Annotated in this window: 15 protein-coding genes; all 15 read left to right on the forward strand. The window is 39.6% G+C overall.

The window, feature by feature from the left end; genetic code table 11:
* Positions 1-73: 73 nt before the first annotated feature.
* The 15 genes from trmFO (at position 74) to L8T27_RS07125 (ending at position 14,132) form a co-directional block, all read left to right on the forward strand.
* Entirely contained in the window at positions 74-1,387 is a 1,314-nt protein-coding gene (gene trmFO / locus L8T27_RS07055) for an FADH(2)-oxidizing methylenetetrahydrofolate--tRNA-(uracil(54)-C(5))-methyltransferase TrmFO (protein ID WP_233314408.1), read from the forward strand.
* A 59-nt stretch (positions 1,388-1,446) separates the two neighbouring features.
* A complete protein-coding gene (gene xerC / locus L8T27_RS07060; protein WP_233314407.1) occupies positions 1,447-2,352 on the forward strand; it encodes a tyrosine recombinase XerC in 906 nt (301 codons plus the stop codon).
* Positions 2,353-2,389: 37 nt separating this feature from the next.
* Complete coding sequence (hslV, locus tag L8T27_RS07065) at positions 2,390-2,932, forward strand: ATP-dependent protease subunit HslV (RefSeq protein ID WP_233314786.1); 543 nt, start codon at positions 2,390-2,392, stop codon at positions 2,930-2,932.
* A gap of 15 nt (positions 2,933-2,947) precedes the next feature.
* Complete coding sequence (gene hslU, locus L8T27_RS07070; RefSeq protein WP_233314785.1) at positions 2,948-4,357, forward strand: ATP-dependent protease ATPase subunit HslU; 1,410 nt, start codon at positions 2,948-2,950, stop codon at positions 4,355-4,357.
* Positions 4,358-4,480: 123 nt separating this feature from the next.
* Positions 4,481-5,260: a GTP-sensing pleiotropic transcriptional regulator CodY gene (gene codY / locus L8T27_RS07075; protein WP_233314406.1), complete on the forward strand. Its 780-nt coding sequence runs from the start codon at positions 4,481-4,483 to the stop codon at positions 5,258-5,260.
* A 486-nt stretch (positions 5,261-5,746) separates the two neighbouring features.
* Entirely contained in the window at positions 5,747-6,127 is a 381-nt protein-coding gene (gene flgB / locus L8T27_RS07080; protein ID WP_233314405.1) for a flagellar basal body rod protein FlgB, read from the forward strand.
* A gap of 1 nt (position 6,128) precedes the next feature.
* Positions 6,129-6,587, forward strand: a complete 459-nt coding sequence (gene flgC / locus L8T27_RS07085; protein WP_233314404.1) for a flagellar basal body rod protein FlgC — start codon at positions 6,129-6,131, stop codon at positions 6,585-6,587.
* A gap of 11 nt (positions 6,588-6,598) precedes the next feature.
* Positions 6,599-6,910, forward strand: a complete 312-nt coding sequence (gene fliE / locus L8T27_RS07090) for a flagellar hook-basal body complex protein FliE (protein ID WP_233314403.1) — start codon at positions 6,599-6,601, stop codon at positions 6,908-6,910.
* Positions 6,911-6,966: 56 nt separating this feature from the next.
* Complete coding sequence (fliF, locus tag L8T27_RS07095) at positions 6,967-8,550, forward strand: flagellar basal-body MS-ring/collar protein FliF (protein WP_233314402.1); 1,584 nt, start codon at positions 6,967-6,969, stop codon at positions 8,548-8,550.
* A 16-nt stretch (positions 8,551-8,566) separates the two neighbouring features.
* Positions 8,567-9,583, forward strand: a complete 1,017-nt coding sequence (gene fliG, locus L8T27_RS07100; RefSeq protein ID WP_233314401.1) for a flagellar motor switch protein FliG — start codon at positions 8,567-8,569, stop codon at positions 9,581-9,583.
* Entirely contained in the window at positions 9,576-10,322 is a 747-nt protein-coding gene (fliH, locus tag L8T27_RS07105; RefSeq protein ID WP_233314400.1) for a flagellar assembly protein FliH, read from the forward strand. Before fliG ends, fliH begins: the two co-directional genes overlap by 8 nt.
* Positions 10,323-10,324: 2 nt before the next feature.
* Complete coding sequence (gene fliI / locus L8T27_RS07110; protein ID WP_233314784.1) at positions 10,325-11,647, forward strand: flagellar protein export ATPase FliI; 1,323 nt, start codon at positions 10,325-10,327, stop codon at positions 11,645-11,647.
* The gene (gene fliJ / locus L8T27_RS07115; RefSeq protein WP_233314399.1) at positions 11,644-12,096 is read left to right on the forward strand and encodes a flagellar export protein FliJ; all 453 of its coding nucleotides are present in this window, start codon (positions 11,644-11,646) and stop codon (positions 12,094-12,096) included. Before fliI ends, fliJ begins: the two co-directional genes overlap by 4 nt.
* Positions 12,096-12,716 carry a MotE family protein gene (locus L8T27_RS07120; RefSeq protein WP_233314398.1) on the forward strand — a complete coding sequence of 207 codons (621 nt, stop codon included), beginning with the start codon at positions 12,096-12,098 and terminating at the stop codon, positions 12,714-12,716. Before fliJ ends, L8T27_RS07120 begins: the two co-directional genes overlap by 1 nt.
* Positions 12,717-12,764: 48 nt before the next feature.
* Entirely contained in the window at positions 12,765-14,132 is a 1,368-nt protein-coding gene (locus tag L8T27_RS07125; RefSeq protein ID WP_237941183.1) for a flagellar hook-length control protein FliK, read from the forward strand.
* Positions 14,133-14,140: the final 8 nt, after the last annotated feature.

Here is a 14,140-nt window from a genome sequence, read left to right on the forward strand (position 1 = left end):
TACATATGCATGATAAAAATGCTATCGCCCATATAAAAACATATAGATATTTAAAAAAGTTGGAGGATTTACAATGCAAGATACACAAAAGGTAGTAAATGTCATCGGTGCAGGACTTGCAGGAAGTGAAGCAGCATGGCAAATAGCGAAAAGAGGTATTAAGGTAAACCTTTATGAAATGAGACCTGTCAAGCAGACGCCTGCCCATCATACTGATAAATTTGCAGAGCTTGTATGCAGCAACTCATTAAGAGGAAATGCACTTACTAATGCAGTTGGTGTTCTAAAAGAAGAAATGAGAAGACTGGACTCTGTTATTATTGAGTCTGCGGATCTTTGCGCAGTGCCGGCAGGTGGAGCACTTGCAGTGGACAGACATGAGTTTGCTGGCAGAGTGACAGAAATGGTGAAGAACCATCCCAATGTAACAGTTATTAATGAAGAGGTTACTTCTATACCAGAAGGGGTAACTGTTATTGCGACAGGACCACTTACGAGTGCAGCTCTTTCAGAAAGTCTAAAGGAGCTTACAGGGGAAGATTATTTGTACTTTTATGATGCAGCTGCTCCTATCATCGAAAAAGACAGCATAGACTTAGATAAGGTCTACTTGAAATCCCGTTATGATAAAGGGGAAGCAGCTTATCTGAACTGTCCGATGACAGAAGAGGAATTTGATCGATTTTATGAAGCGCTAATTAGTGCTGAAACTGTACCTTTGAAGGAATTTGAAAAAGAGATTTTCTTCGAAGGATGCATGCCGATTGAAGTGATGGCTTCAAGAGGGAGAAAGACAATGCTGTTTGGACCGATGAAGCCAGTTGGTTTAGAAGATCCGAAAACAGGAAAACGCCCTTATGCAGTTGTTCAGCTACGTCAGGATGACGCTGCAGGCACATTGTACAATATTGTCGGTTTTCAGACACATTTAAAATGGGGACCTCAAAAAGAAGTGCTACAATTAATACCAGGTCTTGAAAACGCTGAAATTGTTCGCTATGGTGTTATGCACAGAAATACATTCATTAATTCACCGAAGGTTCTAAATGCAACATATCAATTCAAAAACCGTCCAAACTTATTCTTCGCAGGCCAAATGACAGGCGTAGAAGGTTATGTAGAATCAGCAGCGAGCGGACTTGTAGCAGGTATTAATGCAGCGAAGCTTGTTAACGGCGAAGAACCAATTCAATTCCCTGTTGAAACAGCGATTGGAAGCATGGCTAGCTATATCACAAAGACGAATGCTAAAAACTTCCAGCCGATGAATGCTAATTTTGGACTTTTCCCTGAATTACCAACTAGAATAAAAGGGAAAAAAGAAAGATATGAACAGCACGCTAACAGAGCGTTGGAAACAATTCAGAACTTTATGAAGAATGTGTAAATTAATTGCTTGTCGCTACAAAGTATGTTAATATAGTGAAGCCGTTGTGAGGTGAAGCAATGAATAAGGAACAAAACGCTTTCTTGAACCTGTTTATTGAATACTTGAAGATTGAAAAAAACTGCTCACCATATACGATTGATGTCTACAAAAAGGACATCCAGCAATTTTATCTATTTATGTCCAAGCAGCTGCTTGAACATGTACAGGAAGTAAGCGCCCAAGAGGTGCGGATTTTTTTGACAGAGCTTTTCCATGAAGAGCTTGCAAGAAAATCAATTGCCCGCAAAATTTCAAGCCTTCGGAGCTTTTATCGATTTTTAGCAAGAGAAAATATAGTGGGATCTAACCCCTTTGCCGTTATCAGCATACCGAAACTTGAAAGCAGACTGCCTGATTTCTTTTACGAAGAAGAATTGCAGCATATCTTTCGTTCGGTAGATACGACAAGCATGCTTGGAAAAAGAAATGTCGCCATCCTGGAGCTCCTGTACGCAACAGGAATCCGGGTTGGCGAATGTACAAAAATCGAGATGAAGGATATTGATTTCAGCATCTCGACATTGCTTGTCAAAGGAAAAGGGAAAAAGGAACGGTATGTGCCGTTTGGGAGTTTTGCTCATTCCGCTCTTGAATCTTACATAAAGAACTGCAGAAGCAAGCTGATGGATAAATACAAGACGAATCACCCCTATTTATTTGTTAACTACAAGGGTGGTCCGCTGACAGAGAACGGTGTACGCGACATTCTTAACCGAATGATGGAACATTCTGCTGCCAAAGGAAAGATCCATCCGCATAAGCTTAGACATTCATTTGCTACACATCTCTTGGCAAACGGTGCCGATATGCGGACTGTTCAAGAATTATTAGGTCACGCCTTTTTATCGTCCACCCAGATTTATACGCATGTCACAAGCGAGTACTTAAAAAAAACATATATGTCCTTTCACCCAAGGGCATAGCTGTAAACGGATAAAGGAGGAAGTAAACATGTCTGGACTGCCACAGTTTCACGCAACTACTATTTTTGCTGTTCAACATAAAGGGAAATGCGCCATGTCAGGTGACGGCCAAGTCACTTTCGGCAATGCTGTCGTGATGAAACATACTGCCAAGAAGGTAAGAAAACTTTTTAATGGAAAAGTAATCGCAGGTTTTGCAGGCTCTGTTGCCGATGCCTTTACCTTATTTGAGCTATTCGAAGGAAAATTGGAAGAGTATAATGGGAATCTGCAAAGAGCAGCTGTAGAACTTGCAAAGCTTTGGAGAAGCGATAAGGTTTTACGCAAGCTTGAAGCAATGCTGATCATTATGAACGAAACTGATTTGCTGCTTGTATCTGGCACAGGGGAAGTAATTGAGCCGGATGATGGAATTTTGGCGATTGGCTCAGGCGGTAACTATGCTCTGTCAGCGGGAAGAGCGCTTAAACAATACTCAGGTGAACATCTTTCTGCATACGAAATAGCAAAAGCAGCTCTTGAAATCGCTGGCGATATTTGTGTATATACGAACAATAATATTATTGTAGAAGAATTATAAGGAGAGGATTACTTGATGAATAAGAACACAAGCTTAACACCTCGTCAAATTGTAGAACGTCTTGATCAATATATTGTTGGGCAAAAGGATGCCAAAAAAGCTGTTGCGATTGCGTTAAGAAACCGTTTTCGCCGCGGTTTGCTTGATGAGAAGCTGCGTGACGAAATCAGTCCGAAGAACATCCTTATGATGGGACCTACTGGTGTAGGTAAAACGGAGATAGCAAGGCGTATAGCGAAAATAGTCAGCGCTCCATTTGTTAAAGTGGAAGCTACTAAATTCACAGAGGTCGGTTATGTCGGCAGAGATGTTGAATCAATGGTAAGAGACTTGGTTGAAACATCTGTGCGAATCGTAAGAGAAGAAAAGATGGCTCAGGTAAAAGAAAGGGCAGAAGCAGCAGCTAATAATCGACTAGTTGATCTGATGATGCCTGCTTCGGCTAAAAAGCAAAAAAATTACAGTAATCCACTTGAAATGCTTTTCGGCGGCGGAAACACAGAACCTCAAGCAGAGGAGCCGACTGTGGAGGAATCAAGCCGCTACGAAAAAAGAAAAGTGCTTAAAGAAAAATTAGCACTTGGCGAGCTTGAGAACGAAGTGATTACAGTGGAAGTCGAAGAACAGCAGCCATCGATGTTTGATATGCTGCAGGGCTCAGGCATGGAGCAGATGGGGATGAATATGCAAGATGCATTAAGCAGTTTCATGCCGAAGAAAAAGAAAAAACGCAAATTGACTGTACGTGAAGCAAGGGTTGTCTTGACGAATGAAGAAGCCCAAAAGCTGATCGATATGGATGAAGTTACACAAGAGGCAGTCGTAAGAGCTGAACAAATGGGTATCATCTTTATTGATGAAATCGACAAAATTGCCAGCAAAAGCAGCGGAGGTTCTTCCGCTGATGTTTCAAGAGAAGGAGTTCAGCGTGATATTCTTCCCGTAGTAGAAGGTTCTACAATTGTGACGAAATATGGTTCTGTAAAAACAGACCATATATTATTCATTGCTGCTGGAGCTTTCCATATCTCCAAGCCTTCAGATTTGATCCCTGAGCTTCAAGGTCGTTTCCCAATTCGTGTGGAGCTTGGCAAGCTGACAGTGGACGATTTCTATCGCATCTTAGTCGAGCCGGATAATGCATTGATTAAGCAATATCAAGCATTACTGCAAACTGAAGGTATAGAAATTGAATTTTCTGACGATGCTATACGTAAGATAGCTGAAGTGGCTTTTGAAGTGAATCAGAACACAGATAATATTGGTGCTAGAAGGCTTCATACAATTCTTGAGAAATTACTCGAGGATTTATCGTTTGAAGCACCTGATATAACAATGGACAAAATTACCATTACACCGCAATATGTAGAAGAAAAACTAGGTGCAATTTCAAGAAATAAAGATTTAAGTCAATTTATTCTTTAACTTTAAGTCAGTGTTAGATTGTTAATAAAATACTCCTACAATGATTAGAGCAAATAAATGCTCTTGCCATTAGATAAAGAATAAATGATAGTTTCGGTTTTAGTTAATAGGAGGAAAAAGAAAATGGATTTATTGTCAAAAACGAGAAAAATTAATGCGATGCTGCAAAGAGCTGCTGGAAAACCAGTTAACTTCAAGGAAATGTCTGAGACATTGAGCGAAGTAATTGAGGCAAACATATTTGTAGTAAGCAGAAGAGGGAAGCTGTTAGGTTTTGCAATCAACCAGCAAATCGAAAATGACCGTATGATTAAAATGCTGGAAGACCGTCAGTTCCCAGAAGAGTACACAAATAATCTCTTCAATATTCAAGTAACTTCAAGCAACCTTGATGTGGAAAGTGAATACACTGCATTCCCAATCGAAAACAAAGAGCTATTCAGCAAAGGGTTGACAACTATCGTTCCAATCATTGGCGGTGGAGAAAGACTTGGTACGTTAATTCTTGCAAGACTGCAAGAGCAATTCCATGATGATGACCTTATTTTGGCTGAATATGGTGCGACAGTTGTTGGAATGGAAATTCTGCGTGAAAAAGCAGAAGAAATTGAAGAGGAAGCTAGAAGTAAAGCAGTTGTTCAAATGGCAATCAGTTCGTTGTCTTACAGTGAGCTTGAAGCAATTGAGCATATCTTTGAAGAGTTGAACGGAAATGAAGGACTTCTAGTTGCATCTAAAATTGCAGACAGAGTCGGTATAACAAGATCAGTAATCGTTAACGCATTGCGCAAACTTGAAAGTGCTGGTGTTATTGAATCTCGTTCACTTGGTATGAAAGGTACTTACATTAAAGTATTGAACGATAAGTTCTTATTAGAATTAGAAAAATTGAAAGCAAACTAATATAGAAAAAGAATCTTTTCCTTGTTGGAAAAGATTCTTTTTTTTGCTCTAAAACATTGTTTTTTAACAGGAAATTAGTGGGAAATAATATTCTTTTCTAACAGAATGTTGATAATCTGCGATTTTCGAACTACATGATTCGACATTTTTCCATAAAATTTCATTTACATTACAATCTCTGTCGATTATATTCGTTACATAGACAACAATATTTTTTCACCGATAGTTCATTGATACTATGAACTTAGTCGTTTAATTGTTAAGTAAATGCTGGTTATAAAAAACAAAAATATACCTTTTTAATTAGAAAATTGACCGATTTTATCATAAAGTTAACTAAAATAGGACTATAGAATCATTAAAATTGCGGTTCTACCGATAGACATATTATTTTTCATTTATTACAATTATAGACATCGCGTGAAAAATTCGTCATTAAACTGCAAAATTCTACAAAACGATAATTATAGATGTAAGAGGTGTGTGATGAAACTTTTTTCAAATACTATTTCAACACTTGAGAGTGCGTTAAATTACTCTAATACAAAACAGAAGGTTATATCGCAAAATATAGCTAACGTCGATACGCCTAACTATAAAGCGAAGGAAGTATCCTTCAAAAATACATTGTCAACAGCAATGAATGCAAATAAGACTGACAGCAGGCATTTTGATTTCGAAGGCTCAACTGGTTCTGTGAATGTTACTACAGATAAAAACGTTACTTACAATAACAATGGTAACAGTGTTGATGTCGAAAAAGAGATGAGTGAACTGGCAGAAAACCAGATTTATTACAATGCACTTGTTGAAAGAATTAGCGGCAAGTTCAATTCCCTATCAACTGTCATAAAAGGAGGAAGATAAGATGTCGATATTCCACAGCATGAATACAACTGCAACAGCATTAAGTGCAAACCGCTTGCGGATGGACGTCATTTCCTCCAATATGGCGAATGCAGAAACGACAAGAGGAAAGCTAGTTAATGGCGAGTGGGAGCCGTACAGAAGAAAATCAGTCGTATTACAAGCACAAGAAGGGAATTCCTTTGCATCACATTTAAGTGCAGCACAAGGAAGTAATGATGGAACAGGTAATGGTGTGAAAGTTAGTGCGATTGAGGAAGATACAGAAACACCTTTTGAACTAGTGTATGACCCAGAAAACCCAGATGCGAACGAAGATGGCTATGTACAAATGCCTAATGTAGACCCGTTAAGGGAAATGGTTGATTTGATGAGTACAACGAGATCGTATGAGGCGAATGTCACTGTATTGAACGCATCGAAAAGCATGCTTATGAAAACATTAGAGATTGGAAAGTAGAGGTATTCTAAATGGCAACAGTAAATTTTCCAGCAGTGTCATCCGCATTTCCTTTAAATAATTCTTCTGCAACAACGGCGAAAGCAACAGGTTCAGAAGTTCAAAAGAATTTTGCTTCTTTCTTAAAGGACTCACTTAATGAAGTAAATAAAGCACAGAACGAATCAGACGCTTTAACTAACAAGCTAGCCAAAGGGGAAGACGTCGACTTATCGCAAGTGATGATTACTTCTCAAAAAGCAAGCATTATGATGCAGGCAACAATGGAATTTAGAAATAAAGCAGTTGAAGCATACCAAGAGATGATGAGAATGTCTATTTAGGTTAGGGAATTAGGGGCGGTTATTAACATATAAAATAACGGTAACCGGGGGTAGAAATGAAAGAGAATATGAATAAGTTTTTTAATCCTTTAAAAGAATATTGGACAAACCGTTCGAAAAAGCAAAAGACAATGTTAATAAGCAGTGTTCTTTTGCTTCTTCTTGTGATATGTATTGCGGTTTTCTTTTTAACAAGAGTAAATTTAGTTCCTTTATACAGCAATCTGTCTCCATCCGAAACAGGTGCGATTAAAGAAAACCTTGATGGCAGAGGAATTAAGTCGGAAATTTCTGATGGCGGAAAAACGATAAGTGTTCCAGAAGAGGTTGTTGACACGCTGAAAGTTGAGTTGGCAGCTGAAGGGATTCCAAACTCAGGAAATATTGACTATTCGTTCTTTAGTGAAAATGCAAGCTTTGGAATGACAGATAATGAGTTTAATGTCATGAAGTTAGATGCAATGCAAACAGAAATCGCGAACTTGATCAAGGGGATTGACGGTATCAATGATGCGAATGTAGTCATTACATTGCCAAGTGAAGGTGTGTTTGTATCAGATGAAACAGGAGACGCTTCAGCCTCCATTGTACTGAACACAAAAGCAGGCTATAACTTCTCAGAGAGTCAAATAAAAGGATTATATACACTCGTCTCTAAAAGTGTACCAAACCTTCCTACAGAAAATATCGTCATAACAAACCAAAACTTTGAGTATTTTGACCTAAATTCTACAACTAATACAGCAGGTGATACATTCACTGCTCAAAACAATGTGAAGAAGCAAGTTGAAAAGGATATTCAAAGACAAGTACAGCAAATGCTTGGAACATTAATGGGACAAAATAAAGTCATGGTTTCAGTAACTGCTGATATAGACTTTACCCAAGAAAACAGAGAAGAAAACCTAGTTACACCAGTTGATGAAGAAAATATGCAAGGTATTGCTGTAAGTGCACAAAAAATCTCGGAAACATACACGGGAGAAAATGCAGCGGCACAAGGAACACCTGCTGCTGAAGAAGAGACAGATACAACAACTACTAACACAGAAACAACAACTTCTGGTGATGGCGACTATGAAAAAGTCGATGACACGATAAATTACGAGGTTAATAGAATTAAAAAGCAAATCTCAGAAAGCCCTTATAAAATCCGTGATCTTGGTATTCAAGTAATGGTTGAGCCGCCAACAGCAGATGATCCGACATCACTGCCGCAAGAAAGCATTGATGACATCACAAATATGCTAGGCACGATTGTAAGAACATCTATTGATAAGACGGCAGCTGGCGATCTTACTGATGAAGATTTACAAAATAAAATCGCTGTATCTGTTCAGCAATTTAACGGCAAAGCAACTACGACTGAAACAGTATCTGCTGGAATCCCTTGGTGGGTTTATGCAGTTGGTGGAGTATTGCTAGCAGTAATTGGACTATTAATCTTCTTAGTTATTAGAGCACGCAAGAAGAAAGCAGCAGAGCCGGAAGAAGAAATTATTTCTCCTGTCTCAATACCTGATGTAAACGAAGAAGTGGAATCAGAAGGAACGCTTCGCAGAAAGCAATTAGAGAAAATGGCGAAAGAAAAGCCGGAAGACTTTGCGAAACTCCTTCGCACATGGATAACAGAGGAATAAGGCTAGGAGGACAACGATGGCCAGAAAAGAAGCTACGGAACTTACGGGAAAACAAAAAGCTGCTGTTCTGCTTATATCTTTAGGACCAGATGTAGCAGCTTCTGTTTATAAGCATTTGAGTGAAGAAGAGATAGAAAAACTCTCCTTAGAGATTTCTGGTGTGAAGAAAGTAGAGAACACTTCAAAGGAAGAGGTACTAGAAGAGTTTCATAACATAGCATTGGCGCAAGATTATATTGCCCAGGGCGGTATTGGCTATGCAAAAACGGTCTTGGAAAAAGCGCTAGGATCAGACCAGGCATCTGTTATCTTGAATCGATTGACTTCTTCACTGCAAGTCAGACCATTCGATTTTGCAAGAAAAGCAGATCCGAGTCAAATCCTGAACTTTATCCAAAATGAGCATCCACAGACAATTTCATTGATTCTATCCTATTTAGATCCTACTCAGGCTGGACAAATATTGTCTGAACTGCCTCAAGAAATGCAGGCAGATATCGCAAAAAGGATTGCGGTTATGGACAGCACTTCGCCGGAAATTATCAATGAAGTAGAGCAAATCTTAGAGCGGAAATTATCTAGCACTGTTACGCAGGATTACACACAAACAGGCGGCATTGAAGCAGTTGTTGAAGTTCTTAACGGTGTCGATCGTTCAACAGAAAGAACAATTCTAGATGCGCTTGAAATACAAGATCCTGAATTGGCAGAAGAGATTAAGAAAAGAATGTTTGTATTCGAGGATATTGTTACATTGGATAACCGTGCAATTCAGCGTATTATCCGTGAGTGTGAAAACGAAGACCTCATGCTGTCACTAAAGGTTTCTGGCGACGAGGTAAAAGAAATTGTATTCAGCAACATGTCAGCAAGAATGGTCGAGTCCTTCAAAGACGAAATGGAATTCATGGGACCTGTCCGCTTGAAAGACGTCGAAGAAGCTCAATCAAGAATTGTTGCTATTATTAGACGTTTAGAAGACTCTGGTGAGATTGTCGTAGCACGCGGCGGAGGAGATGATATTATTGTCTAGGCTTATTAAATCAAGTTTGGCAAATGCAGAACAGGCAAATGAAAAAATCATCTCCATAAAATACGTGAATAGCTTTCAAACTGCAGATATTCAATCAGATGAAGAATATAAACGAATTGTTGATCAAGCAAAGCGCGAGGCTGCAGCAATTCTTGAAGAGGCAAAAAGCGAAGCAGCAGCTGCAAGAGAGCTGCTGCAGCAAGAAAAGGATAACTGGCAAACAGAAAAAAACACTTTGATGGAAGAAGCACATCGCGAGGGATACCAAATAGGTATCAACGAGGGTCAAAATGCTGGATACACAGAGTATGCAGAGTATCTTGAACAAGCAAAAAGCATCATTGAAGCTAGCAAGCTGGACTATGAGAATTATATTAATAGTGCAGAAACGGAAATTTTAGAGCTTGGTATGAAGGTTGCCGAAAAAATCGTTCAGACAAGCATTTCAGAAAATAAAGAACATTTCTTACAGCTAGTCAAAAAGGTTTTAAAAGAAACAAGAGATCAAAAGGAAATTCAGCTTCATGTTAATCCATTACATTATCAATATCTTCTGTCAGAGAAGGATGAATTATTAGCGCTGTTCCCAATTAAGCCAAGCTTGTTCATCTTTCCTGATGAAGCAGCAGCAGAAAATGGCTGTATTATTGAGACGGCTAACGGAAGAATTGAAGCGAGTGTGGATACACAGCTGTTAATGATTAAGCAGAAACTACTAGACCTATTGGAGAGTGAATGAGGATGAAAGCGGCAGAACTTCTATCATCGATTGATACCATCGATCCGTATAAACGTTATGGCAGAGTGAAAAAAGTGGTTGGTCTTATGATAGAGTCGCAAGGTCCTGAAAGCTCCATCGGTGATGTATGCAATATATATATAGGAACAAAGAAGAAACGAGTCATTAAAGCAGAGGTTGTAGGCTTTAAGGAAGACGGGATTATCCTGATGCCATATACGACTGTGAATGATATTTCGCCAGGCTGCCTTGTAGAAGGAACATCTGATCCTCTAGAAATCAAGGCTGGTGCCGGCATGATTGGTACAGTCGTCGATGCACTAGGTATGCCGCTTGATGGATCTTCCCTTCCAAAAGGCTTAAAAAGTGTGCCGATTGACCAAGATCCGCCAAACCCGTTAAAACGTCCGCCTATATCTGAATCAATGGAAGTGGGAGTTAGACTGATTGATGGTCTTCTTACTGTCGGGACAGGACAGCGCCTTGGTATTTTCGCAGGTAGTGGTGTCGGAAAAAGTACATTGCTCGGTATGATTGCCAGAAACACGAAAGCGGATCTTAACGTCATCGCCCTCATCGGAGAGCGGGGCAGAGAGGTAAGGGAATTCATTGAAAGAGATTTAGGTCCAGAAGGTTTAAAGCGATCCATCGTTGTTGTTGCAACAAGTGATCAGCCAGCATTAATGCGGATTAAAGGAGCTTATACTGCAACAGCAATTGCCGAGTACTTCCGTGATAAAGGCTTGAATGTAATGTTGATGATGGACTCTGTAACAAGGGTTGCGATGGCACAAAGGGAAGTGGGGCTTGCAATCGGTGAGCCGCCGACAACAAAAGGATATACTCCATCTGTTTTCGCCATCTTGCCGAAGCTTTTAGAAAGAACAGGTACAAATGAGCATGGCAGCATCACGGCCTTCTACACGGTCCTAGTTGATGGGGATGACATGAATGAGCCAATAGCCGACACTGTTCGGGGGATATTGGACGGTCACTATGTATTAGACAGGGATCTGGCCAATAAGGGCCAATATCCGGCAGTTAACGTTTTGAAAAGTGTGAGCAGGGTCATGAACCATATTGTTCCTAAAGCTCATGTGCGTGCAGCAGAAAAATTAAGAGATTTACTGAGCACCTATATCAACTCTGAAGATTTAATTAATATCGGGGCATACAAAAAAGGTTCCTCCTTGGAAATCGATACAGCAATCCGCTTATATCCTGATATTTTATCGTACATCAAGCAATCGACAGATGAAAAAATCTCCCTAGAAGAAAGTGTTCAGGCATTAATATCATTATCTGGAGTAGGGGATAACCGATGAGCTATAAGTTTAAGTTTGAAAAAATCATGACAATTAAAGAAAGAGAAAAGGATGAGGCGAGCGCGGACTACAACCAAGCTGTCAAGCGCTTTGAGGAAGCGGCCGAGAAGCTGTATGAGCTCTTGAAGCGCAAGGAAGAATTGGAAGAATACCAATCGAACGAGCTTGTTAGCGGACTTTCTGTTCAGTCAATCAGGCATCATCAGCATTTTATCAACAACTTAGCTAAGATGATTGAGCATAGTCAGCAAATGGTTGTTAACGCACGGAACTCCATGAATTTTTATCAGCAGAAGTTGATTGATAAAAACCTGGAAGTGAAGAAGTTCGTCAAAATCAAAGAGAAAGATTTACTACAATTTATCCATACAGAAAAGGTACTAGAGGCAAAGCAGATGGATGACATCTCCATCCAGCAATATATGCAGCCAGGAAGGTTAGGTAGCTAATGGATAACTTAATCGATGATAAAAAGAAATCATTTAACTTTTTTCAGCGTTTTCTGCTGGTTGTTGTTATACCAATAATGTTTGCTGTTGTCGTCGGATTAATCTTAATGGTATATTCCGGTGCGGATGTTGTCACAAAAGGAAAAGAATTAATGAATCAGATTCCATTCCTAAGTTCTGAGAAAGCATCAACAGATCAGATTATTGAAGACAATAAACAGAATATCGCAGATTTAGAAAGTCAGCTTAAAGAGCAGCAAACAAATATAGAAACACTAGAATCACAGCTAAAAGTGAGTGAAGAGGAAAGCAAGGCTTTGAAAGTTGACAAAATCAAGCTCCAGAATCAGCTCGATGAACTCAAAAATACACAAGAAAAAACACAAAAAGCCTTCGATGATATTGTAAAGACATATGAAACAATGTCAGCAAAAAATTCGGCGGCCATTATCTCAGAAATGTCTGAGAATGAGGGATTGAAAATATTGGCATCCCTTAAACCTGCTAAACTTGCGTCGATATTAGAGAAAATGGAACCTTCTGTAGCGAGCAAATATACAGAACTGTTAGCAGCAACTGATTCTGCAGGTGAAACTGCCACAGATAATAGCAGCACTTAAAACAGTATTAAATCCATTTATAGAAATGTTCTGAAAGGAGGTGACAAGATGCTGCTTAATAGTGTGGGGATAAATGCAACAGGAAATACATCAAGTCAGCTTTCCTTTAAGGCGGCAGATAAAAATAAATTTACATCAATGATCAGCGGGATGTTAAAAGGGAAAGCTCCGCAAGAAACAGCAGCGCCAGAGCAAGAGAAAAGCGCGAGTTTACAAGGCTTAACAGATATTTTAACAGAAGAACCGGTAGATCAAGAGCAACTCGCAGAAAGCTTAACTGCGATTCAGCAGCTTCTTGCTGCTAATGGAGAAGAAGGAAAGGATGTATCCGATTCTTTAGAAACAGCTTACGATCTAGTGATCAACCAATTGATGGATTTGTTGAAAGGGCTGGACATTGCAAACATTTCAAACGGCATGTTTACAAATACTGACCTTCCAGAAATGATCAACCAATTAAAGGCAATTCAGCAGGTTGCTGGCCAAAATCCTGATCTTTCCTTGAACAATCAGGCTGCAGATATGATTCAAAGCTTAGCTAAACTGTTCACAAGCTTAATGCAAGCAGCAGGTGGTCAATCACCAACAGCTTCCCAAGCAGCAGAAGCTGCAGCTATTTTGCAGAAAGAGGCCACTGATGACATGTCTGGGACTCCAAGCAGCAAAGCAGGTACAGAAAAAGATGGGCAAACTGCAGTAAAAACTTTGATAGATGCCATTATTCAAAAAGTCGAAACATTAGCTAAAAAGCAAGATAATGCTCCAGCATTGCCTAATAAGGTGCTGAACCCATTGCTTGTTGGAACACTAAAGAAGGCAGAAGCAACAACAGCTGCGGCAGTGACACAAGAGTCAGCTGCTGAACCAAAAGAAACAGACACATCAAGCAAAACAGAATGGAAGATGCCAGCAATTGCAGGACAGCTTCAAAATACAGCTTCTTTCGGAAAGCCAGGAGCATTAACGTTAATTCAAGGCTCAGGCAGCCCGGTTACTGGAAACGAACTCGAAGAGCAGCTTGAAAATATTTTAAAGAGCAGTTCGTTTACGAAAGTCGGCAACAGTCAAAAGCTGATATTAAGACTAGCCCCTGAAAATCTTGGGTCATTAAGAATTGAGATACTGCAAAATGATGGGAATATAGTTGCGAAGATAATGACAACCACAGCACAAGCAAAAGAAGCATTAGATGCTCATATGAACAGCTTAAAGCATGGGCTGAGCTCACAAAATCTTAATGTTGACAAGATTGAAGTTTCCTTTGTTCAACAAGCACAGGACAAAGAAACAAAGGATCAGCAAAGCCAGCAGGAAAACAAACAGCAGCAGCCTGCAGACAAAGAAGGGAATAAAGCAACAGACAAGGAGCAAGAGGAAACAAGCTTCATGGATGAACTTCTGCAAGCAGGATTGTAAGGAAAGGG

Origin of the sequence: Niallia sp. Man26, assembly GCF_022049065.2 — a bacterium.
Lineage (GTDB): Bacteria > Bacillota > Bacilli > Bacillales > Cytobacillaceae > Niallia.